This is a genomic window from Mesorhizobium sp. 10J20-29, assembly GCF_054130485.1.
On record NZ_CP199156.1, the window covers coordinates 2,415,824 to 2,438,676 of the forward strand.

Genomic DNA, 22,853 nt, shown 5'->3' on the forward strand with positions numbered 1-22,853 from the left:
GGCACTGCCGCGCTTGGCGGTTGGGGTGCTGCTGTTCAACGGGCCGTCCGACGGTCCGTCAGTTCTTCGAGACGTTGGCCACGAAGTTGGTGTCGAACGTCGGCCCGAGTTTGTAGTCCTGCACGGCGCTGCGCAGTCCTGCCACCTCGTTCTGCTGGAAGATGATCACGAAGGGGCTGGTTTCGAGCACCTCCTTCTGCAGCTTGGCATAGATCGCGGCGCGCTTGGCGTTGTCGCGCTCGAGCAGGGCAGCATTGGTCTCGGCAGTAAGCTCCGGCACGTCCCAGGCATTGCGCCAGGCAAGTGTCTTGGTGGTCGAGTCGTCGGCATTGTTCGGGTTGCTGGTGAAGGTCTCCGCATTCGAATGCGGATCCCAATAATCGACGCCCCACTGGCCGATATACATGTCGTGATTACGGGCGCGGTACTTGGTCAGTGTCTGCTTGCCGTCGCCGGGTATGATCTCCATCTTGACGCCGGCCTGGCCGAGCGACTGCTGGAAGGATTCGGCAATGCCCGTCACCGGCTGCGTGTTGCGCACGTCCATCGTCACGGTGAAGCCGTCCTTCAGCCCGGCTTTTTCGAGCAGTTCCTTCGCCTTGGCCACGTCGAAGGTGTACGGATTCTCGTCTACCGAGCCGAGGACGCCCTTCGGCAGAAACGTCTGGTGAATTTCGCCGATGCCCTTGATCAGCGTTTCGCCGATGGCGCCGTAGTCGACCAAGTACTTGAAGGCCTCGCGCACCTCGGGCTTCGCCAGGTTCGGGTTCTTCTGGTTGAGGCTGATGTAGTAGATCGTGCCCTTCGGCGCGTCGGTCGACGTCAGCTCGGCATTGGCCGAGATCGCCGCCAGGTCCTCGGGCGAAAGGTTGCGAGCGACGTCGATGTCGCCGGTCTCCAGCATCAGGCGCTGCGTTGCGCTTTCCTTGACGTGCCGGTAGATCACCCGCTGCAGCTTGGCCTTCTCGCCGTAGTAGTTGTCGTTGCGTTCCAGCACCACCAGCTCGTTGGCGCGCCAGTCGCGCATCGTGTAGGGGCCCGAACCGGCATAGTTGGTCTTCAGCCAGTCATTGCCGAAATCATTGTCGTACTTGTAGTCGGCGCTCGCCGTCACGACGGCCGCGTGCTCCTTGACCAGCTTGCTGTCGACCACGGAGGCGACGGTTGCCGTAAGGCAGTTCAGCACGAAGCTCGGCGCGTAGGACTTGTCGACCGTGAACACGAAGGTCGAGGGATCCACCGCCTTGGCCTTCTCGGTGACGTTATCGCCGTTGAGGCCGAACTGCTGGATGATGAAGGCCGGGCTCTTGTTGAGCTTGACGGCGCGTTCGAACGACCAGGCCACGTCTTCGGCGGTAATCGGGTTGCCGGAAGCGAAGGTCAGGCCGGGCTTCAGTTTGAACGTGTAGGTCAGGCCGTCCTCGGAGACTTCCCAGCTCTCGGCGACGCCGCCCACCACCTGGGTCGTGTCGTTGACGTCGAGGCGCACCAGCATGTCGTAGGTGTTGCCGGTGATCTCACCCGCGCTGATCTCGAAGGCTTCGCCGGGGTCCATCGTGATGATGTCGTCGATCGCCCAGGCCTGGACCAGCGTATCGGCCGGAGTCTCGGCAAGGGCCGGATTGGCTGCAACGACCATTGCCGAGAGCGCGGCGCCGGTCAGCATAAAGCGGAAATGTGCGTTCATTTTTCCCATCAACATTTTACGCGGTTCCCATTTTTCGTTGTGAACTTGTTGTTTTGTCTTGGATTTCTGCCGTTTCATGCCAGGCCGAGGCAAGCACTCTCAGCCAGTTCCCGCGACAGATCTTGGCCAGATCCTCGTCACCATATCCGGCGTTCTGGAGCCCGGCAACGAGCTTCTGGAGGCCCGCCGCGTCGCCTATCTCGGCCGGTATCGGGGCGCCATCGAAGTCCGATCCGATCGCCACGCAGTCGATGCCCATGCGCTCGACCATGTAGTCGATGTGGCGGATCATCGTGGTGACCGGCGTGTCCGTGCTTTCGCGCCCGTCGGGCCGCAAAAGGCCCACCGCGAAGTTCAGTCCCACCAGTCCGCGACTTTCGGCGATGGCGTCGAACTGGCGGTCGGTCAGGTTGCGCGCTGCCGGCGTGATGGCGTGCACGTTGGAGTGGCTGGCCACCAGCGGCTGGTCGGACAGTTCCGCGACGTCCCAGAAGCCTTTCTCGGTTATGTGTGCCAGGTCGACGAGGATGCCCAGCCGGTTGCATTCGCGCACCAGCCGCCGCCCCGCCCCGGTGAGGCCGGGACCGGTGTCGGGGCTCAGGGGAAAGGCGAAGGGCACGCCGTGGCCGAAGATGTTGTTGCGGCTCCACACCGGGCCGAGCGAACGCAGCCCGGCCGCGTAGAAGACTTCCAGCGCGTTCAGCTCCGCGTCGAGTGCCTCGCAGCCTTCCATGTGCAGCACCGCGGCGAATTTTCCTGCGGCCATCGCGGCGGCAATGTCTGCGCTGTCGCGGCAGAGGGCCCAGCCGCCCGCACGTTCGATGCGCAGCGCGATTGCGGCGATGCCGAGCGCCTTGTCGAGCGAAGCCTGGCGCTCAAGCGGCGCGGAGAGCGGGGTGTGGTAGCGTCCCGACGCGTCGGGTTCGTCAAACTGCAGGCGTCCGCCAGACGATATGTAGATGGCGCAGAGGCCGCCGGCGAGCCCGCCAGCCTTGGCGCGCGCCATGTCGATGTGCCCGGCTTCCTCTCCCTCGAAACCTGCTTTGGCTGCGCCGCCGACGAACTCGACCACCGGGTCGGCGCCGTTCTCGGCATGGTTCCACAATCTGAACAGAACGTCGTTGTGGCCATCGAAGACCGGCTGCATCGGGCACTCCTTTTGCCCAATGATGATTTAGCGCGCGGCAAGATCAAGCCCCAATCCTGCGCGGGCGGTTCTGGCCCTCAAGAATTGGAGTGCTGGCATCTGCCTCGCGCCCATTGGGCGCTCGGGCCCGTCAGGGCATCAGCTGGAAGTCGTAGAGCTTGCGGTAGGCGCCGTTCTCGCGCTTGAGCAGTTCCTTGTGCGTGCCCTGCTCGATTGCCTTGCCGGCTTCCATCACGATGATGTTGTTGGCCTGGTGGACTGTGGACAGGCGATGCGCGATGGCGATCGTCGTGCGGCCTTCCTTGAGGTGTTCCAGCGCGTCGCGGAACAGCGCCTCGGACTCGGCGTCGAGCGCGCTCGTCGCTTCGTCGAGCAGCAGCACCTGCGAGCGCCGCAGCATGGCGCGCGCGATCGACAGCCGCTGGCGCTGGCCGCCGGACAGGAACACGCCGTTCTCGCCGATCTGTGTCTGGTAGCCTTCCGGCGTCGCCATGATGAACTCGTGCGCGTTGGCGGCCTTCGCGGCTTCGATCACTTCTTCGTCGGTGGCGTCCTGGCGGCCCATGCGGATATTGTAGAGGATCGTGTCGGAGAACAGGAACGTGTCCTGGCTGACATAGGAGATCCTGTCGCGCAGCGAATGCAGCGTCGTGTGCTTGATGTCCTCGCCGTCGAACAGCACCCGCCCGCTGTCCGGGTCGTAGAGGCGCATGATGAGGTTCATCACCGTCGACTTGCCGCCGCCCGAGGCGCCGACCAGCGCGGTCATCTTCCCGGCCGGAAACACGAGATTCAGCTGGCTCAACACCGCCTCGTCGTCACGGTAGGAAAAGCTGACGTCCTCGAACCGGATCTCGCCCGGTCCCTTCTTGAGCGGCTTTGCGTCCGGCGCTTCCTCGAGGCTCAGCGGCCGGTCGGAAATCTCGTACATCATGCGCACGCCGACCATCCCGGTTTCGAGCGCGACGCGGGTGCGTGCCAGGCGCTTCGCCGGTTCGTAGGCGAGAAGCAGCGCCGTGATGAACGACATGATCGAGCCGGGCGAGTAGCCGCCCTGGACGATCATGTAGCCGGACACAAGGATAACGCCGGCAATGGCGATGCCGGCCAGCGTTTCCATGATCGGGCTGGTGACCGCCTCGATGGCCGCGATGCTGTTGGCGCGGTGCTGCAGGTCCGTCACCGCGGTGTTCATCTGCGAGCGCATGGTCGATTCGAGGTTGAACGACTTGACGATGCGCACGCCGAATACGGTCTCCTGCATCACCTGGACGATCTTCGACACCGACAGGAACTGCATTTCCATGTAGCGGCGCGCCCGCTTGAGCAGGCGCTGCACCAGGAAGATCGCGATCGGCCCGACGACGAAGGCAAAAAGCGACATGGCCGGCTGCTGGATCACCATCACCGCGACCAGGCCAAGCAGCGAGAACAGGTCGCGCACGAAGGAGGTCACCAGGACGTCGACCACCGTCCGCGCCGCCTGGGCGCTCTGCGTCAGGCGGATGATCAGGTCGGACGACGAGTAGGAGTGATAGAACTCGATGCCGTGCTTGAGGATGCGGTCGTAGATCTTGCGCTGGCGCTCCGCGATGATGCTGTTGCCGGCCCGGCTGAGAAACAGCGCCTGTATATAGGTGGCAAAACCCTTCGTGATGAAGATTCCCGCCACCGCGCCCGCGATGATGTAGATCTTCTCGATGTCCTTGGTGAGCACGAACTCATTCGTGACGTCGCGCATGATCCAGGCGCTGGCGCCGGTCATGGCCGCCACCACAAGCATGGCGAGGATCGCGATGCCGTAGGCCGGCGCGTGCTGCCTGAACGACTCCGACAGCAGGCGGCCAATCAGGCGCTGGTTGGCTGACGAACGGAAAAACTTGAGCAATGGAAGGACCCTGGGACGACTTATCCGGAAAGTGGGGCGTATATAGGAAGCAGCCGGCCAAGTCACGGTTGAAACCGCAAGCCTTTGGACACCGCTGCCGGGTACCTGAGGTGGGCTGGATGCAGTCCAACGCACCCGCCATCTCCCTCCGCCCTGCTTACCCTGCGAAAGCCGCGCCGGAAAAGCGTGTGAAACCTGCCGGCTCGGCAATTGCCCGGTCTTCCGAATTCGCCTATCGTTGACCAAATGATAAAAATTCAGGGCGGGATGAACCCGAACCTGTGCCAACCAGAGGTGGTCGAACAATGCCTAAAATCCAGGTCTTTGCAGCAGGTGCACGATTCTCGCGCAGGCAGGTTCTGAAAGCGGGAGCGGCGATGACGGCGCTTGCCGCGGTCGGAATGCCGATGCGCGTCTTCGCCCAGGAAGTGTTGAAGGTCGCAGCCATCTATACCGTTCCTGTGGAGCAGCAGTGGGTCAGCCGCATCCACAAGGCAGCGAATGCCGCCAAGGACCGCGGTGACATCGAGTACGTCTATTCCGAGAATACGTCGAATACCGACTACGAGCGCGTCATGCGCGAATATTGCGAGGCTGGCCACAAGCTGATCATCGGCGAGGTCTTCGGTGTGGAAGATGCCGCCCGCGTGGTCGCCAAGGACTATCCCGATGTCGCTTTCCTGATGGGCTCCAGCTTCAAGCCCGACGATGCCGTGCCGAACTTCTCGGTCTTCGACAACTACATCCAGGACGCCTCCTACCTGACCGGCATCATCGCCGGCGCGATGAGTAAGTCGCACAATATCGGCATGGTCGGCGGCTACCCGATCCCCGAGGTCAACAGGCTGATGAACGCCTTCATGGCGGGTGTGAAGGAAACCGCGCCCGACGCCAAGTTCCAGGTCGCCTTCATCGGCTCCTGGTTCGATCCGCCCAAGGCCAAGGAAACCGCCTTCGCCCAGATCGACGGCGGTGCGGACCTGCTTTACGCCGAGCGCTTCGGCGTGTCCGACGCGGCCAAGGAAAAGGGCGTGCTGGCGATCGGCAACGTCATCGACACGCAGGCCGACTATCCCGACACGGTCGTGGCGTCCGCGCTCTGGCATTTCGAGCCGACGCTCGACAAGGCGATCGCCGAGGTCAAGGCCGGAAGCTTCAAGGCTGCCGATTACGGCGTCTATTCCTTCATGAAGGAAGGCGGCTGCTCGCTGGCGCCGCTCGGCACCTTCGAGGGCAAGGTACCGGCAGACGTCATGGCCAAGGTCGCCGAGAAGGAGAAGGCCATCAAGGACGGCTCCTTTACGGTCGAGATCGACGACGGCGAGCCGAAGTCGAGCTAGCTTCCCAACCACTCTCCCGGCCCAGCGCCGGGAGAGTCTCTTGCCACGCCAGGGTGGCGTCCTCTTTGCGTCACGGGAAAGAGGGGTTCGTCGCCAACGAGGGGCAGTGCCGGCCTTGCAGGAAGAGAAGCCAACCGCCAATGCGCAGGACGAAGGCGCGCCGGTCGTGCTGCGCCTCGACGGCGTGACCAAGCGGTTCGGCCCGCTGGTCGCCAACGACGCCATCTCCTTCGACCTGAAGCGCGGCGAGGTGATCGCGCTGCTTGGCGAGAACGGCGCCGGCAAGACCACCTTGATGAACATCCTGTTCGGCCACTATGTCGCCGACGAAGGCTCGGTCGAGGCGTTTGGCCGGGCTCTGCCGCCGGGCGACCCCCGCGCCGCGCTCGATGCCGGTATCGGCATGGTGCACCAGCATTTCACGCTGGCCGACAACATGAGCGTGCTCGAGAACATCGCGCTCGGCACCCAGAGCTTCTGGAAGGCTCGCTTCGACCGCGCCTCGGCGCGCCGACGCATCGCCGAACTGTCCGGCGCCTTCGGTCTTGCCGTCGATCCCGAGGCCATGGTCGCCTCTCTGTCCGTCGGCGAGCGCCAGCGGGTAGAGATATTGAAGGCGCTTTACCGCGACGCTCACGTGCTGATCCTGGACGAGCCTACGGCTGTGCTGACGCCCGCCGAGACCGGCGCGCTCTTCCACACGCTGAAGCTGCTGGTCGGGCAGGGCCTCGCGATCATCTTCATTTCGCACAAGCTCAACGAGGTCATGGCGGTCAGCGACCGGGTCCTCGTGCTGCGCTCGGGCAGGCTTGCCGGAGAGCGCATCACCGCGCAGACGACGCGGCACGAACTGGCCTCGCTGATGGTTGGGCAGGAGGTCACGCCGCCGCCCGTACCTCCGGTCATCACCGGGCCCTCGCTGCTTGTCATGGAGAAGGTCTCGACGGTTCGCCAGACCAATGCCACGCCACTCGACAACATCACGCTGTCGCTGCACAGCGGCGAGATCACCGGGCTCGCCGGTGTCTCCGGCAATGGCCAGGCAGCATTGGCCGGCCTGCTGTCCGGAACCGAGGTGCCGCTTTCTGGAAGTTTTGCCGTCCAGGGAGAGCCGGTCGGCCGGGATTGGTCGCCCGCCGAAGCACTCGCCGGGGGCATCGCGCGCATCCCCGAGGATCGTCACGCCGTCGGCACGATCGGCGACATGAGCGTCACCGAGAACGTCATCGCCGAGCGCTACCGCACGGAACGCTTCAGTCGGGCGGGATTTCTCGACTGGGCGGCGGCGCGCAAATTCGCCGAGGAGATTATCGCCGACTACGACGTCAAGTGTCCGTCTCCCGAGGCCCGTATCCGGCTGCTCTCGGGCGGCAACATGCAGAAACTGATCCTCGGACGGGCCCTCGATCCCGAGCCGGTCATCATTCTCGCCAACCAGCCGACGCGCGGCCTCGACGTAGGGGCTGTAGGCTATGTCCATGGCAAGCTGCTCGAGGCCCGCTCGCGCGGCGCCGCGGTACTGCTCATCTCGGAAGACCTTGAGGAAATTCTTGCTCTGTCCGACCGCATTCTCGTGATCTCGAAGGGCCGCCTGTCGACCCCCTCGGCGCGAGGCGAGCGCAGCGTGCGCGAGCTCGGTGAACTCATGGCCGGGCATGGCGACGAGGGCAGGGCGGCATGATTTCCAGCCCCGACATTGGCCGCTCCCAGGCTACCCCCCTCTGGCCTGCCGGCCATCTCCCCCTCAAGGGGGGAGATCGGTCTGCATCGACCGCTCGATCCATCTTCGAAGCTGCGGGACTGGCGCAAACGGCCGAGCTGCCAATCTCCCCCCTTGAGGGGGAGATGTCCGGCAGGACAGAGGGGGGTACTGTCCCGCCAACGTCTCCGGGCCTCACCGGCAGGAAAACCTGCCATGCGGCTTGAGCCGAAACCCGCGCCGACGCTCGCCGTCACCCTGCTTTACCCGCTGGGCGCGGTGGCCGCGACGCTGGTCATCACCTCGCTGCTGGTGCTGGTCGCAGGCGCCTCGCCCTTCTCCGTCTTCTACCTGGTTGCCAAGGGTGCCGCCGGCTCGCAATTCGCCCTGCTCGAAACGCTGACGCGCTCGACGCCGCTGATCTTCACCGGGCTCGCCGTTGCCGTCGCCTTCCGCGCACGACTCTGGAACATCGGCGCCGAGGCGCAACTCTATGTAGGCGGCATGGTCACCGTGGTGCTCGGCACCGGCGCCCTGCCGCTGCCCGCCTTTCTGCTCATCCCCATCATCATGGTCGTCGCCATGGCCGGCGGCGCCCTCATGCTGCTCGGTCCGGCGGTGTTGAAGACCCGCTTCGGCGTCGACGAGGTGGTGACGACGCTGCTCCTCAATTTCATCGTCCTGCTCTTCGTCTCCATGCTCCTCGAGGGGCCGCTGAAAGACCCAATGGGGCTCGGCTGGCCGCAATCCTCGAAGGTCATCGCCGAGGCGCAGCTTCCGCGCATCATCCAGGGCAAGCGGCTGCATTACGGCTTCGTCATAGCCATCGTGTCGGCACTCATCGTCTGGGTCATCATGAAGAAGACGACCCTTGGCTATGAGATGCGCGCGGTCGGCCACAATCCGCAGGCGGCGGGTTTTGCCGGCATTCCGGTCAACCGCGTCCTGATGAAGACGGCCCTGCTGTCGGGCGGACTCGCCGCCCTTGCCGGCTTCTCGGAGGTCTCGGGCCTGAAGGGAAACCTCACGCTCGACCTGTCGCCGGGTTACGGCTATTCGGGCATCGTCGTTGCCATGCTCGCCATGCTCAACCCGGTCGGCGTGGTCGTTTCGGCCATCTTCGTCGCCGGCATCTTCGTCGGCGCCGATGCCATGAGCCGGGCAGCCCAGGTGCCGAGCTACATCGCCGACGTCATGGTGGCGACCGCACTGCTCACCATGGTCGTCGCCATTCTCACGACCCGCTTCCGGATAAGGTGGAAATAGGATGGACGTCGTCGAGATCCTGTTCACCGCCTCCTTCTGGGTCGCCGCGATCCGCATCGCCTCGCCGCTGATCTTCGCCACCATGGGCGAGCTGATCTGCGAGCGCGCCGGCGTGCTCAACCTCGGTATCGAGGGCATCATGACGGCCGGTGCCTTCGCCGGCTGGTTCACCGTCTACGCCGGCGGCGACCTTTGGACCGGCGTTGCGGTCGCGGCCCTTGCCGGCGCCATGTTCGGCCTGCTGCACGCCACGCTCACCGTTCCGCTCGGCCTGTCGCAGCATGTGGTGGGCATCGGCGTCACGCTGCTCGCCACCAGCCTGACCTATTTCACCTACCGGCTGGCGCTGCCGGAGGTCACTTCGCCGCCAAAGATCGAGGCGTTCCAGCCGCTGCCCATACCGGGCCTGTCGAAAATTCCGGTCATCGGCGAGGCGCTGTTTGCGCAGACGCCGCTCACCTATCTCGCCTTCGTCACCGTCGCGCTGGTCGTCTGGGTGCTCTACCGCACACCGCTTGGCCTCGCCATCCGCGCCGCCGGCGAAAACCCCTCCGCCGTCGAGGCGCAGGGCATCTCGGTCACAGCGACCCGCATCGGCGCTGTCATGGCCGGCAGCGCGCTGATGGCGATCGGCGGCGCCTTCCTCACCATGTCTGCCTTCAATTCGTTCTTCTTCGGCATGATCAACGGGCGCGGCTGGATCTGCATCGCGCTGGTGGTGTTCGGTTCCTGGCGGCCCGGCAAGGCGCTGCTCGGCGCCATCCTCTTCGCCGCCTTCGATGCCTACCAGGTGCGTCTGCAGCAGATTACTGGCGGCGTGGTGCCCTACCAGATCTTCCTGATGATGCCCTACGCACTGTCGATCCTGGCGCTTATCCTGGTGGCGCGTCGCGCCACCTATCCCAAGGCGCTGATGATCCCCTACCAGAAAGGCGAAAGATGAGTTTTGACCTTATCGTCAAGGGCGGCATCCTGCCTGACGGCAAGACCGTTGACATCGGGATCAAGCGCGACAGCATCGCGGCGGTCGAACCGTCCATCGACGCCGAGGCAGGCCGTATCGTCGACGCCACGGGCTGCCTTGTCTCGCCGCCCTTCGTCGATCCGCATTTCCACATGGACGCAACGCTGTCCTACGGCATTCCGCGCATCAACGCGTCGGGCACGCTGCTCGAAGGCATCGGCCTCTGGGGCGAATTGAAGCCGCTGCTCACCGAGGAAGCCGTCATCGAGCGGGCGCTTCGCTACTGCGACTGGGCCGTCTCGATGGGCCTGCTCGCCATTCGCAGCCATGTCGACACGTCCGACGACAACGCCATGACCGGCGTGCGCGGCCTGCTGGCGGTGCGCGACATCGTAAGACCCTACCTCGATCTGCAGCTTGTCGCCTTCCCGCAAGACGGTTTTTACCGGGCGCCGAAGGCTCGGGAGATAACGCTGGCTGCGCTCGACATGGGCGTCGATGTCGTCGGCGGCATCCCGCATTTCGAGCGCAGCATGGCCGACGGCACGCGCTCGGTCACCGAGCTTTGCGAAGTCGCTGCAAAGCGCGGCCTGATGGTCGACATGCATTGCGACGAGACCGACGATCCGCTGTCGCGCCACATCGAGCAGCTTGCCTACGAGACGCAGCGCCTCGGCCTTTCCGGCCGCGTCGCCGGCTCGCATCTCACCTCGATGCACTCGATGGACAATTACTATGTCTCGAAGCTGTTACCCCTGATTGCCGAGGCCGGCGTTTCGGCGATCCCCAATCCGCTGATCAACATCGTCATCCAGGGCCGCCACGACACCTACCCCAAGCGCCGCGGCATGACGCGCGTGCCGGAAATGCTGAAGGCCGGCATCCGTGTCGGCTTCGGCCAGGATTGCGTGCTCGATCCGTGGTATCCGCTCGGAACCGCCGACATGCTCGACGTCGCCTTCATGGGCCTGCACGTCGCGCAGATGACGAGCCCCGCCGACATGGCGCATTGCTTCGACATGGTCACCAGCGTCAATGCCGACATCATGGGTCTCGACCACCTCGGGCTTGCGGTCGGCAAGAGCGCCAGCCTCGTCGTGCTCGATGCCGGCAACCCGGTCGAGGCGCTCAGGCTGCGCGCCGAGCGGCTGTGCGTTGTCTCGAAGGGCAAGGTCGTCGCCGAGCGCCCGCGCCGCGACACGCAGCTCACGCTGCCCGGCCGGCCGAAACAGGTCAACCGCCGCCACACCAGCTGAGATCACCGGAAATTCTTATTCTACCGACTGGGAGCCTGCGTCGAGCTCAATGGTCATGACGTCTTCTTCAGGCGGCAGCGGCTCGCGCGGGAAGACACGGGCATAGGCGACGTCGTCGATCATCACCACGCCGTCCGACGGCACCGTCATGCGGCGCTCGGTTCCGTCGTCACACGTCATCACCGCCGGCTGGTCGCCGCCGGGCCAGGTCACCATCAGGCAGTTCAGTTCCTTGAACCAGTCGCTGCCATCCGCCGCGAAGGACAGCCGGAAGGTTCCCTTGCCCACCCGCGTGACCACGTCGCCGTTCTCGGTCGCCCAGGTCCACTGCAGCGGTCCGGCCAGGTCGTCGCCATAGATACGGTCAGAGGCGACGAGCGGCGGCTGCAGGCCGCTGGCCAGGGCCACGCGGTAGAGCGTCATCGCGGACACGTAGGCCCCGGGCACGCCATTTTGCAGCGATTCGATCGGCTCGGCGCGGGCGACGAGCGGCGATTCGGCAGAGAAGGCAAAGCGCAGCGCCGGCTGCTCCAGCCCATCCGGCTGGCCTTGCGTGTCGGCCGCCCATGCTGAAGCAGCGACGCTGCCGACGCATACAGCCAAAGCGATGAAGGGCCTGACGGTTTTCCACATGGGGCCAGCCTAGCACCGACGGGCTCTCTCTGGAACTCCCGACGTCCGCTTGGCGCGAAGTCGATCCTGCGCATGATGCGTGACGACCACGACGCGATATGCTTTCGTAGGCTGTCGGGGGAGTTGCAGCGCATGTGCGGAATTGCAGGGGTCTGGCGCAAGCGTAGTCCGGTTGGCCAGACGGACCTGGCGGATGTCGCGAACATGATGCGGGCGATCGTGCATCGCGGTCCCGACGACAGCGGCAGCTGGAACAATGGCCGGCTTGCCTTCGGCCACCAGCGCCTGACCATCATCGACACCTCCCGTGACGCCCGTCAGCCCATGCAGGTTCAGGATGGCCAAGGCGTGCTGGTCTTCAATGGCGAGGTCTACAATTTCAAGGCGCTGCGCGACGACCTGCGCGCCGAAGGCGTCGTCTTCCACACCGCATCCGACACCGAGGTCGTGTTGCAGGCGCTGCACCACTGGGGGCCGCGCAAGGCCGTGCTGCTGTTCAACGGCATGTTCGCGCTCGCCTATGTCGATTTGCGCAGCTCCGAGCTCTGGCTGGCGCGCGACCGCCTCGGCATCAAGCCGATGTCGGTGGCCGAAACCGCGGAGCGCATCCTGTTCGCCTCGGAGGACAAAGCAATTCTCGCCTGTGACGGGTTCTACCGCGATGTCGACCCGCGCGAGGTCACGGTCCGCCTCGCCGGGCAGTATCGCGATTCCGGCCACAGCCTTTTCGACGGCATCGAGCGGCTGCCGCCCGGCGGGCTCTGGAAGATCACCGACGAAGGGGTCGAAAGGTCGGTCTTCTGGGACCCGCTCGAGAGCCTCGATCCGGGCCGCCTTGTCGGCGACACCGCCTCGGATGCCGTCCACATCGAGGCGCTCGAAAGCCTGATGAAGCAGAGCGTCGGCCTTCACTGCATTGCGGACACGTCGGTTGCGACCGCCTGCAGCAGCGGCGTCGATTCCGGGCTGATCACGGCGCTTGCAAAGCAGTTCCGGCCGGAGGTCCACGCCTATGTCGTCGACCCGCAGCTCGGCAAGAGCGAGGCCGCCGACGCGGAACTGACGGCGCGCAGGGCCGGCGTGGAGATGCGCCGCGTGCCGCTCGGGAGGGACCAGTTCCTCGACCTATGGCCGAAGATGATCTGGCATCTCGAAAGCGACGGCTGGCACGGCAGCCGCATCGCGCTCCTCGCCCTGGCGCAGCGCTGCCATGCCGACGGCGTCAAGGTCCTCCTGACCGGCGAGGGTGCCGACGAACTGTTCGGCGGCTATACCTTCCAGGCCAAGCGCACCCGGCAATGGCAGTTCCTGTCGCCGCCCTGGGACAGGCTCTTGCCGCGCGGCCTGATCGCCAGCAGGCTCAGGAAGGGCATGGTAGATCCGTTCTCGCCTTTCCGGTCGGGACCGCGTGCCGACCAGGTTCATGCCCGGATGCGCGCGCTCTCCCCGGAACTCGCCTTCCTGCCGGCCAAGCTGTTCGACCGGCTGGAGCCGGTCAGGTCGCTCAGTGATCGGGCTTTCCTGGCAGGCTGCGTCTTCGACCTCTATTCCTACCTTGGCGATCTCCTGCACCGGCACGACCGCATCAGCATGGCGGCCTCGGTGGAGCTCAGGGTGCCCTTCATCGAGAATGCGCTCATCGACTTCGCCATGCATTTGCCGCGGCGCTTCAAGCACCGGCGCGGCACCGGAAAATGGTTGCTCAAGAAGGTCGCCGAGCAGCACATACCCAGGCGCAACGTCTATGCCAGGAAGAACGGCTTCGGCATCGCGCCCGAATTGTCGGCCGGCGCGGAGCGCATCCTTGCCAACGGCCCCTTGCGCGATGTCATGAAGTGGCCGGCACCAGCCGTTGCGGACATGATCGGGCTTGCCGCCAGCGACCCGGTCTCGCGCATGCGCCTTGTCGGCATGGACCTGTTCCTGCGCCTCTATGCCGGTGGCGAACCGCCGGACGATCTCGCTGGGAAGTTGCGCACCGTCGCGAGCTGACGGAAAGCCCTCAGCCCTTGCGCACCGCCTCAAGATGGCGTGCAAAATCTGCGCCCTGCATGAGCTTCCTGCACCGCGCGAAGCGCCCATCGGCATAAGCGCGAAAGTCTTCGGCCGGGTTCTCGTTGGCCAGCTGGATCAGGCCCCACAGGGTCCACAAAAGATCGCACATCGCCTTGTAGATGACGACGCGGCCGCGCTCGGCTGGCCTCGGCTCGCCGGAAAAATAGGCCAGCAGCATTTCTTCTTCCTGCTCCTCTCCGAACTTGCCTTCCACCGACAGGTCGCCGAGGTCCCACATCGGGTCGTTCATGCCGGAATATTCCCAGTCGACGATCCACATGCGATCCCCGGTGTCGAGGAAGTTCTCGCACAGCGGATCGCAATGACAGGCGACGAGCGTCGCCGGACGCGCCGACAGCGCCGTTCGGATATCCTCGGATTCGCGCAACACCTCGTGATAGCCCTTGGGCAGCACGACGTCCTTGGTCGACAGGATCCTGAGGTAGTCGTCGATCATCGAGAACAGGTAGAAGCGGAACGGAAACACGGCGCCCGAGACATGCAGCTTTCGCAGCGCCTCGCCCGCTCGCGCCGGCGCCCCGGAATTCAGCTTGAAGGCCGCAGGCGACATCGTCTGGGCGCCGTCGATGAAGCGCGTGACCATCACGCCCGCCGTGTCGAAATGGAGCACTTCGGGGCTGACGCCCGCCTTCGCCGCCTCGCGCGCGGCCACCGCCTCGTTGGCGCGGTTGATGTATTCCTCGGTGCCCTTGCCGGGAATGCGCAGGCAATGCTCCCCTGCCTGGAACACCAGGTTGGTCAGCCCGCCCAGTCGGGTGACGGGTCCGCGATATCCCGCCAGAAGCGGAATGGCCGCCATGGCTTCGCGGGCCTGCTGTTCTTCAGACATCGTCTCGAGTTCCCCTTTTCGATTGGCCGTTCCGCGGCCCCCGCTCTTTGGGTAACATGCGAGACCATGGGATCAAGTCGCGAATTCGGAAATGGCATATGGCTGACGGACGACACCAGGGCGCGCTCGGCGCCGTCTACGAGGCGAAGCGACCCGAGGAGATTGCAGCGCTCTATGACGGCTGGTCCGAGACCTACGATCACGAGATGGCCGTCGCCGGCTACCGGCACCCGTCGATCTGCCTGGCGCTGCTGTCGCGCCATCTGCCGCGCGGCGCCGAACCCATGCTCGATGCCGGGGCCGGCACCGGCCTGATCGGCGAATGGCTGGGCATCATGGGCTATCCGCATGTCGAGGCGCTCGACATTTCCGAAGGCATGCTGGCGCAGGCCGCCAGGAAGGGCGTCTACAAGGCGCTCCACAGACTGGCGCTAGGCGGCCCGCTGCCCTTCGCAGACGGCCACTTTGCCGGCATCGTCTCGGCCGGCGTCTTCACCTCCGGGCATGTCGGCACCGAGGGACTGGACGAGCTCCTGCGCATCTGCCGGCCCGGCGGCGTGCTGGTGCTGACGGTCAAGAACACGCTGTGGGATGGCGGCTTTTCGGACCGCATCGCCGAACTGGAAGGGCAGGGGATTCTGACCCGCGTCGAGGAGACTGAGCCCTATGTCTCGATGCCCGGCGAGACCGGCACGGTGCCGAGCCGCGGGCTGGTGCTGCGCCGAAGCTAGAAATCCTTCGGGCGCAGCAGTTCCAGGCGCATCTGCATGGAGGGCCTAGGCCTTCACCCGCTCCGCCTTCGGATCGTAGAGCGGTTCGAGATGGATCGCCGCCCTTGTGCGCTCCATCGCGACCACCAGTTCGTAGTCACCTGATGCGAGAAATTCGTCGCTGACGCCGTCGGCGTTGCGGACATAGCCGTAGCCGATGCTCTTGCCCGCCGTGGAGCCGTAGCCGCCGCTGGTCAGGTAGCCGACCGGCTCGCCGTTGCGCAGGATCGTCTCGCGGCCGAGCAGCACGACCCCCGGATCTTCGACCGTGAAGCCGGCAAAGCGTTTCGTCAGCGCCGCTCCGGTGATCTTGCCTAGCGCCTCGCGCCCGACGAAGTCGGTGTTCTTGCGCAGCTTGACGGCCCAGCCGAGCCCGGCCTCGAAGGGCGTGTCGTTCGGCGTGATGTCGGCCCCCCAGGCACGGTAGCCCTTTTCGAGCCGCAGCGATTCCAGCGCCCGGTAGCCGATCGGCCTGATGTCATGCGCCTTGCCCGCCGCCATCAGCGCGTCGAACACCTCGCCGGTCGCGCCGATCGGTATATGCAGTTCCCAGCCGAGTTCGCCGACATAGGTGACGCGCAGCGCGCGCACCGTCGCGCCGGCAATCTCGATCTCTCGTACATGGCCGAAGGGGAAGGCCTCGTTCGAGACATCGGCTTTTGTCACCGCCGCAAGCACGTCGCGTGCCCGCGGCCCCATCAGCGACAGCGTCCCGAACCTCTCCGTGACGTCGACCAGTCCGGCATCGAGTTCGTCGTCGATGTGGTCCTGGATCCAGGCGAGGTCGTGCGTGCGGAAACCGGTTCCGGTGACGATGTAGAACCTGTCCTCCGCCAGCCGCGCCACGGTCAGGTCGGCCTCGATGCCGCCGCGCGTGTTGAGAAGCTGCGTGTAGGTCAGCCGCCCGGCAGGCTTCGACACGTCATTGGCGCAGATCCAGTCGAGCGCCTTCTGCGCATCCCTGCCCGCCATCTCGTACTTGGCGAAGGACGACTGGTCGAAGATGCCGACCTTCTCGCGCACGTGCCGGTGCTCGTCGCCGACTGTTTCGAACCAGTTCTGCCGGCCCATGGAATAGACGTCCCTGGGCTCCATGCCGTCGGGCGCGAACCAGTTCGGCCGTTCCCAGCCGAGCTTCGACCCGAACACGGCGTTGTGCTTCTTCAGCCTTTCGTAGAGTGGCGACACGATGCGCGGCCGGCCCGAATCGTACTCCTCGTGCGGAAAGCCGATCGTGTAATGCTTGCCATAGGCCTCGAGCGTGCGATCGCAAACCCATTGCCGGTCGCGGTGCATGTCGGAGAAGCGGCGGATATCGACGACCCAGAGATCGAGCGGCGCCTCGCCGGCCATGGTCCACTCGGCCAGCACCCAGCCGGCGCCGCCGCCCGAGGCGATGCCAAAGGCGTTGAAGCCTGCGCCGACATACATATTGGCGCATTCGGGCGCGGCGCCGAGGATGAAGTTGCCGTCGGGCGTAAAGCTCTCCGGCCCGTTGATCATTTGTTTGACGCCGGCGGTCTCCAGCGCCGGGATGCGCGCCATCGCCTGTTCCATATGCTGCTCGAAATGGTCAAAATCGTCGTCGAACAGGCGGAACTCCCAGTCGTTGGGCACGTCGCCCGTCGTCCAGGCCTGCGGGTTGGGCTCGTAGCCGCCCATCACCAGCCCGCCGACCTCTTCCTTGAAATAGGTGCGCCGGTCGGGATCGCGGATCGTCGGCGCGTCACTCGCCAGCCCGTCGATCTTCTCGGTGATGATGTACTGATGCTTGACCGGCTGCAGCGGCACGTTGATGCCGGCCATCGCGCCGACCTGCCGCGCCCATTGCCCGGCGCAGTTCACGACCATGTCGCAGGCGATGTCGCCCTTGTTCGTCTTCACGGCGGTGATGCGCCTGCCGCTCATCTCGAAGCCGGTGACGCGCACCTCCTCGTGAATCTTGGCGCCATGCATGCGCGCGCCCTTGGCGAGCGACTGGGTGATGTCGGACGGGCTCGCCTGTCCGTCTGTCGGCAGCCAGGAGGCGCCGACGAGATCGGAGGTCTCCATCAGCGGCCACATCTTCTTCACCTCCTCCGGCGACACCAGCTGCATGTCCATGCCGAAGCTTTTTGCCGTCGTCGCCAACCGCTTGTATTCCGTCCAGCGGTCCTGGTTGGTGGCGAGCCGCAGGCAGCCCGTCATCTTCCAGCCGGTCGCCAAGCCGGTCTCGGCCTCGAGCTGCTTGTAGAGGTCGACGGAATATTTCAGCACCTTGGTGATCGAGGCCGACGACCGCAGCTGTCCCACGAGGCCGGCGGCATGCCAGGTCGAGCCCGAGGTCAGCTTGCCCTGTTCGAGCAGCACCACGTCGGCCTTGTGGTCGCGCGCCAGGTGATAGGCCGTCGAACAGCCGATGATACCGCCGCCGATGACGACGATCTGGGCGTGGCTTGGCAGCGTCATGTCGGCAGCTTTCCGTAGGTGGTGCGATAGCTCTCCAGCGCCGCCTCGAGGCGCGCCAGGTTCTCCGCGGTGTAGGCTTCGTAATCCGCCCCGGGCGCGGCGAGGTGCAGTTCCGAGATCATGCTCCACATTGCCTCGCGCAGCAGAGAGGCGCATTGCATGGCGGCGTGAGAGCGGCGCAGCTTTTCGTCCGGTTCATGTCCGAAATAGGCGGTCAGCAACTGGTCGGACTCTTCTCCCGTCATGCCGGCGTTGGAGGCGGCCCCGGCGAGGTCGAACATCGCCGTGTTGAAGCCGGCATACTCGAAATCGATCAGCCAGAGTTTTTCCCCGTCATCGAGGAAATTGGCCGGCAACAGGTCGTTGTGGCCGAACACCACCGGCAGCGGCGCCTGCACCTTCTCCAACTCGTCGGCGAGCGCGAGATAGGACGGCAGGTGAGGGGTCATCCGGCTGCTGCCCGCCTCGAGCGACCGGGCATAGTCGCGGATGACGTGGAATACCCAGAACATGAAGCCCGCGCCCGACACGTGCTTTGGCATCTCGGTATGGAAGTCGCGCATCAGCCTGGCGATGCGGATGCGGTTCTCGCGCACGTCGTCGCCGTCATAGGTCTTGGCGCCGAGAAACGCCGACACCATGACGCCGGGTTCGGCATATTCGACGGCCGGCGCGAAGCCGGCTTCGCTCGCCGCACGCGCGGTCATGATCTCGCGTTCGCGATAGACATGGTGGAAGGGGAAGTCGCGCCCGAACCGTACGACATGCTTGCCGTTGGCGTCGGCGACAAGAAAGCTTTCATTGCTGAGGCCGCCCTTCAGGGGCTCGATGCTCAGGGAGCCGTTCCAGAGGGGTAGTGCCCGGATACGTGCCTCGGTCGCACTCACCTGCGCCGTCCCGATTGTGCCTGTCGGCCGGCGTTGGTGATCAAGAGGCATCCTCGACGGTTGGCCGTCCGCCCTTCATGGCGCGGATCGCGGCTGTGCAAGACGCCGGCAATGTCGGCTGGCCGCCGTCGCAATGTCAATGCGTATTTGTGGCTTTCGTAGCTTTTTTGCCCGTTTCTGCCCGGCTTCCACAGACGCATCGGACATGCTTGAATGTCGCCGGCGACCGGCCCCGGACGCCGTGGAGGACTGACCGAGCGATGAAGCATTCCAAGCGGCATGGAGAAATATTGCGGCTGCTGCAGGAGGAGGGCACGGTCACCATCGCCAGCCTCGCCCGCAAGCTGAACGTTTCCCTGGAAACGGTGCGCCGCGACGTCAAGCCGCTCACCCGCAACGGCGCCGTCCTGAAGATGCATGGCGCCATCGGGCTGCCGTCGCTGATCGGCGAGGCGCCCTTCGAGCGCCGCATGCGCGAGAACGCCGAGGCCAAGCGCGCCATCGCCCGCCAGGTGGCCGCTACCATCCGCGATGGCGAATCCGTGATGCTCGACACCGGCACCACGACGAGCTTCCTCGCCCGCGAGTTGCTCGGTCACCGCCGGCTCACCGTCGTCACCAACTCGTCGGACATTGCCCGCACGCTCGCCACCGTCAACGGCAACAAGGTCTACATGACCGGCGGCGAGCTGCGCAGCGATTCAGGCGCGGCCTTCGGCGTCTCGGCCATCGAGTTCGTCAGCCGCTTCTCGATGAACCACGCGGTCATTTCGGCAGGCGCCGTGAACGCCGAGAATGGCGTCATGGATTTCGTTCTGGAGGAGGCCGAGTTCGCGCGCGTCGTGTTGTCGCGCGGCACGCGCTCCGTGGTCGTCACCGACCACACCAAGTTCGGCCGTCAGGGGCTGGTGCAGGTCTGCGGTTTCGACGGCTTCAGCGAACTCGCCACCGACCGGGCGCCGCCGCCCGAAATCGTCGCCGCGCTTGAGCAGGCGGGCACCGGCCTGCTGGTCGCAACCGGGCCGCGCCACCCCGCTGCATGAACCTGCAACTATGGTCGAAGGCGGCCATTCAGGCTTGTCTCGCGCGCCATGATGTCCAATAAGGAGCGGGCAAACGGAGAGGAGCCGGAATACATGGGTTACAAGTTCAAGATCACCGATCGCAAGACCGATCAGTTTGGCGTCCAGTTTCTGTATAATTCGGAAGTCATGGTCTGGTCCGAGAGCTACAAGGGCAAGGCAAGCGCAAAGAACTGCATCGAATCCTTGAAGAAGAATGCGCCGGATGCCGCGGTCGCTGACTTGACCAACGACGAGACTGCCAAAGGCTATCGTTTCGAGATCGCCAGCACGAAGGACGATCAGTTCATGGTCCGCTTCGTCGCTGCGAATGGCGAGCCGATGGTGATTTCCGAGAGCTACACATCGAAGTCAAGCGCCAAGAACTGCATCGCCTCCTGCAAGAAGAACATGCCGGACGCGGTCGCCGAAGACGCTACCGCCTGAACCGGTTCCGGGGTCGTGACAGGGAGTATCGCCCCTGTCACCTCAGATGGGCAGGCCGAACATCAAGGACTGGTGCGCGGCGAGGCCCGCGAATGCGCCGGTGGACACCGCAAATGGGATGCTTTGCGCTGGCTGGGCCGCATCGCCGGCTGCGAAGCAGCCTGGAATGCTGGTCCGTCGCATGTCGTCGACCTTGATGAGCGGCCCGAGCATGCCTTCCGTCATCTCGCAGCCCAACTGCTCGGCGGCACGCCCTGCCATGCGCGAACGCGGCGCGACGAACAGGCCGCGCATGGTCCTGTGCGTGCCGTCATCCAGCCGGGCCGAGATTCCGCCGTTAGGACCGTCTTCGATGCTGGTCAGCGGTATCGTCTCGATCGCCACGCCGCGCTGGCGAAGCTGTTCGGTTTGTGATGCGTCGGGTCGGAACGCTCCGGCGCAGAAGAGGGTCGTATCGCCCCAGTCCGCGACGACCAGCGCCTGGTGGATCGAAGGCGCGCCCGTTGCCAGTACGCCGAGCGGACCGCCACCGAATTCATAGCCGTGGCAGTAGGGGCAGTGGATCACCGTCTTGCCCCACCGCTCGGCAAGGCCCGGAATGTCCGGGAGTTCGTCGGTTATGCCGGTGGCCAGGATCAGTCTCGACCCGGTGAAACCTGCCTGGTCGCCAACGGTTACCTCGAAGCCGCCGTCTGCCTTGGCGGCCAGCGTCGCCCGGCCGTTGATCATCCTTGCTGTCGGGTAGGCCGCTAGCTGGCGCCGCGCCTTGTTCAGGATCGCCGAGGGCGGCTCGCCATCCTGAGCGAGGAATCCGTGCGCGTGCTCGGCAAACCGGTTGCGCGGCTCTCCGGCATCGATCACCAGCACGCTGCGCCTGGCGCGCGCCAGTTGCGTGGCGGCCGACAGGCCGGCGAAACTGCCGCCGATGATGATTGCATCATGATGCATTGTTGTGGGCTCCTGTCAGTTGCATATTGGGTCCTACTGTCGCGGCGATATCGGCCAGCGACACGCGGCTGAGTTTTTCGGCAAGCAGCTTCTCGGCGTCGCGGCGAAACTCGTCGAGCGCCCCGATCACCGCCTGCTCTACAAGGCATCCGGGTGCTTCCGGTTCTGTGCCGAAAGGCAGCAGGCTTTCGCCAAGAGCGGTGCAGATTTCTGCCAGCGAGATCGTCTCGGGTGCCTTGGCCAGCTGCCACCCACCTCCATGGCCGCGTGCCGAGGCAACGATTCCGGCCTCGCGCAATCCGGCAAAGGCGCGGCGGATGACGACTGCATTGGTGTGAACGAAGCCGGCCAGTTGCTCGGATGTCATAGCTTCGTCGCGGCTGGGGGCCATGTGGACCAGGATGTGAAGCATGGAGGATAGGCGGCTGTTGCGTTTCATGTAACTTTAATAGTTACGAATCGAGCGCTGGTCAAGCCCTTGCTGGCACGCCTTCCCATCGCGGCCTCTTGCGTGTTTAGTCGCGTCATGGCCTTCACATTCCGGCAGTTGCAGTATTTCGTCGCCGTTGCCGAGCAGGGCACGATTTCACGCGCCGCCCAGAACCTGTCGATCTCGCAATCCTCGGTCACCCAAGCGATCAAGGAACTGGAGAGCGATCTCGGCATCGAGCTCTTCGAGCGCCACCCGCGCGGCCTCAACATCACCCACAAGGGTCACCAGTTCCTGCGTCACGCGACAAAAATCCTGGCTGACGTGTCGGACGCCAGGCGCAGCTTCTTTGGCGGCAGGGAGGCGACGACCGGCCGGCTGCAACTCGGCGTCACCTCGCTCGTCGCCGGCTACGTGCTGTCCGACCTGCTGGCCCGTTACCGGCGCGCCCACCCGGCGGTCGAGATTTCGGCCATCGAGGACAATGGCGACTACCTCGAGCACCTGCTGGTCGGCGGCAAGCTCGATATCGCCGTCATGGTCATCTCCAACTTGCGCGACCGTCTGGCGCTGCAGTCCGAAATCCTCGAAGTCTCTTCCTATCGGCTCTGGCTGCCGCTCGGCCACGCGCTCGCCTCGGCCGAGATCATCAATGTCGGCGACATCGCCGACGAGCCGCTGATCATGCTGTCGGTCGATGAGATCGAGGAGAACACCGGCAAGCTCCTGTCGGCGCTTGGCGCCCGCCCGCACGTCGCCTTCCGCACCCGCTCGGTCGAGGCGGTGCGCAGCCTAGTCGCCACCGGCGCCGGCGTGGCGCTGTTGCCCGACCTCGTCTACCGCCCCTGGTCGCTCGAGGGCGACCGCATCGAGTCGCGCGATATTTCGGGATCCCTGCCGGTCGTCCAGGTCGGCATGGTCTGGCGCCGCGGTTCGGGCCTGCCACAGGCCGCGCGCGACTTCATCGGCATCGCCCAGTCGCAGCGTACCGTTCGCCAGCGTCCGCGCTCCGGCTTTTCGGATCGGCCGATCTGATATCGGTTTTGCCGATATCGGCTTTCTGATAAATGAATTTGT

Annotated in this window: 19 protein-coding genes; 10 read left to right on the forward strand and 9 right to left on the reverse strand. The window is 65.0% G+C overall.

All coding sequences use genetic code 11. The features are described 5' to 3' along the window. Nucleotides 1–58: 58 nt before the first annotated feature. From ACT2BZ_RS11620 to ACT2BZ_RS11630, 3 genes are all read right to left on the reverse strand, one after another. Nucleotides 59–1,699: an ABC transporter substrate-binding protein gene (locus ACT2BZ_RS11620; RefSeq protein WP_457941282.1), complete on the reverse strand. Its 1,641-nt coding sequence runs from the start codon at nucleotides 1,697–1,699 to the stop codon at nucleotides 59–61. Nucleotides 1,700–1,703: 4 nt separating this feature from the next. Then, complete coding sequence (locus ACT2BZ_RS11625; RefSeq protein ID WP_457941127.1) at nucleotides 1,704–2,834, reverse strand: dipeptidase; 1,131 nt, start codon at nucleotides 2,832–2,834, stop codon at nucleotides 1,704–1,706. Nucleotides 2,835–2,964: 130 nt separating this feature from the next. Continuing rightward, a complete protein-coding gene (locus ACT2BZ_RS11630) occupies nucleotides 2,965–4,722 on the reverse strand; it encodes an ABC transporter ATP-binding protein (RefSeq protein ID WP_457941128.1) in 1,758 nt (585 codons plus the stop codon). Between the two features lie 305 nt (nucleotides 4,723–5,027). On the opposite strand from ACT2BZ_RS11630, the gene ACT2BZ_RS11635 reads away from it, so the two are divergent. The 5 genes from ACT2BZ_RS11635 to ACT2BZ_RS11655 all read left to right on the forward strand — a co-directional run bounded on the left by ACT2BZ_RS11635 (nucleotide 5,028) and on the right by ACT2BZ_RS11655 (nucleotide 11,247). Then, entirely contained in the window at nucleotides 5,028–6,062 is a 1,035-nt protein-coding gene (locus ACT2BZ_RS11635) for a BMP family protein (protein WP_457941129.1), read from the forward strand. Between the two features lie 115 nt (nucleotides 6,063–6,177). After that, a complete protein-coding gene (locus tag ACT2BZ_RS11640) occupies nucleotides 6,178–7,743 on the forward strand; it encodes an ABC transporter ATP-binding protein (RefSeq protein ID WP_457941130.1) in 1,566 nt (521 codons plus the stop codon). A 234-nt stretch (nucleotides 7,744–7,977) separates the two neighbouring features. Then, entirely contained in the window at nucleotides 7,978–9,027 is a 1,050-nt protein-coding gene (locus tag ACT2BZ_RS11645) for an ABC transporter permease (RefSeq protein WP_457941131.1), read from the forward strand. A 1-nt stretch (nucleotide 9,028) separates the two neighbouring features. Next, nucleotides 9,029–9,970, forward strand: a complete 942-nt coding sequence (locus ACT2BZ_RS11650) for an ABC transporter permease (protein ID WP_457941132.1) — start codon at nucleotides 9,029–9,031, stop codon at nucleotides 9,968–9,970. Then, nucleotides 9,967–11,247, forward strand: a complete 1,281-nt coding sequence (locus tag ACT2BZ_RS11655; RefSeq protein WP_457941133.1) for an amidohydrolase family protein — start codon at nucleotides 9,967–9,969, stop codon at nucleotides 11,245–11,247. The genes ACT2BZ_RS11650 and ACT2BZ_RS11655 overlap by 4 nt, the downstream gene beginning before the upstream one ends. A 15-nt stretch (nucleotides 11,248–11,262) precedes the next feature. Here the strand turns inward: ACT2BZ_RS11655 and ACT2BZ_RS11660 are convergent, their stop codons facing one another. Then, nucleotides 11,263–11,880 carry a hypothetical protein gene (locus ACT2BZ_RS11660; protein ID WP_457941134.1) on the reverse strand — a complete coding sequence of 206 codons (618 nt, stop codon included), beginning with the start codon at nucleotides 11,878–11,880 and terminating at the stop codon, nucleotides 11,263–11,265. 132 nt (nucleotides 11,881–12,012) lie between these two features. On the opposite strand from ACT2BZ_RS11660, the gene asnB reads away from it, so the two are divergent. Next, complete coding sequence (gene asnB, locus ACT2BZ_RS11665) at nucleotides 12,013–13,872, forward strand: asparagine synthase (glutamine-hydrolyzing) (RefSeq protein WP_457941135.1); 1,860 nt, start codon at nucleotides 12,013–12,015, stop codon at nucleotides 13,870–13,872. Nucleotides 13,873–13,882: 10 nt separating this feature from the next. Here the strand turns inward: asnB and ACT2BZ_RS11670 are convergent, their stop codons facing one another. Next, nucleotides 13,883–14,785, reverse strand: coding sequence for a phosphotransferase (locus ACT2BZ_RS11670; protein ID WP_457941136.1), 903 nt, complete (start codon nucleotides 14,783–14,785; stop codon nucleotides 13,883–13,885). A 98-nt stretch (nucleotides 14,786–14,883) separates the two neighbouring features. On the opposite strand from ACT2BZ_RS11670, the gene ACT2BZ_RS11675 reads away from it, so the two are divergent. After that, nucleotides 14,884–15,516 (forward strand): class I SAM-dependent DNA methyltransferase, encoded by a 633-nt coding sequence (locus tag ACT2BZ_RS11675; RefSeq protein WP_457941137.1) that lies wholly within the window; start codon nucleotides 14,884–14,886, stop codon nucleotides 15,514–15,516. 45 nt (nucleotides 15,517–15,561) lie between these two features. On the opposite strand, the gene ACT2BZ_RS11680 is transcribed toward ACT2BZ_RS11675, so the two are convergent. Next, nucleotides 15,562–18,003, reverse strand: a complete 2,442-nt coding sequence (locus ACT2BZ_RS11680) for a GcvT family protein (protein ID WP_457941138.1) — start codon at nucleotides 18,001–18,003, stop codon at nucleotides 15,562–15,564. Continuing rightward, complete coding sequence (locus tag ACT2BZ_RS11685) at nucleotides 18,000–18,890, reverse strand: phosphotransferase (protein ID WP_457941139.1); 891 nt, start codon at nucleotides 18,888–18,890, stop codon at nucleotides 18,000–18,002. Before ACT2BZ_RS11685 ends, ACT2BZ_RS11680 begins: the two co-directional genes overlap by 4 nt. 260 nt (nucleotides 18,891–19,150) lie before the next feature. On the opposite strand from ACT2BZ_RS11685, the gene ACT2BZ_RS11690 reads away from it, so the two are divergent. Continuing rightward, nucleotides 19,151–19,933 carry a DeoR/GlpR family DNA-binding transcription regulator gene (locus ACT2BZ_RS11690; protein ID WP_457941140.1) on the forward strand — a complete coding sequence of 261 codons (783 nt, stop codon included), beginning with the start codon at nucleotides 19,151–19,153 and terminating at the stop codon, nucleotides 19,931–19,933. A gap of 93 nt (nucleotides 19,934–20,026) precedes the next feature. Beyond that, nucleotides 20,027–20,398, forward strand: coding sequence for a YegP family protein (locus tag ACT2BZ_RS11695; RefSeq protein WP_457941141.1), 372 nt, complete (start codon nucleotides 20,027–20,029; stop codon nucleotides 20,396–20,398). A gap of 42 nt (nucleotides 20,399–20,440) precedes the next feature. On the opposite strand, the gene ACT2BZ_RS11700 is transcribed toward ACT2BZ_RS11695, so the two are convergent. Both ACT2BZ_RS11700 and ACT2BZ_RS11705 read right to left on the reverse strand, forming a co-directional pair. Beyond that, nucleotides 20,441–21,346: an NAD(P)/FAD-dependent oxidoreductase gene (locus tag ACT2BZ_RS11700; RefSeq protein ID WP_457941142.1), complete on the reverse strand. Its 906-nt coding sequence runs from the start codon at nucleotides 21,344–21,346 to the stop codon at nucleotides 20,441–20,443. Then, on the reverse strand, nucleotides 21,336–21,785 hold the full coding sequence (locus ACT2BZ_RS11705) for an Rrf2 family transcriptional regulator (protein ID WP_457941143.1): 450 nt from the start codon (nucleotides 21,783–21,785) through the stop codon (nucleotides 21,336–21,338). Before ACT2BZ_RS11705 ends, ACT2BZ_RS11700 begins: the two co-directional genes overlap by 11 nt. Before the next feature lie 87 nt (nucleotides 21,786–21,872). On the opposite strand from ACT2BZ_RS11705, the gene ACT2BZ_RS11710 reads away from it, so the two are divergent. Continuing rightward, complete coding sequence (locus tag ACT2BZ_RS11710; RefSeq protein ID WP_457941283.1) at nucleotides 21,873–22,811, forward strand: LysR family transcriptional regulator; 939 nt, start codon at nucleotides 21,873–21,875, stop codon at nucleotides 22,809–22,811. Nucleotides 22,812–22,853: the final 42 nt, after the last annotated feature.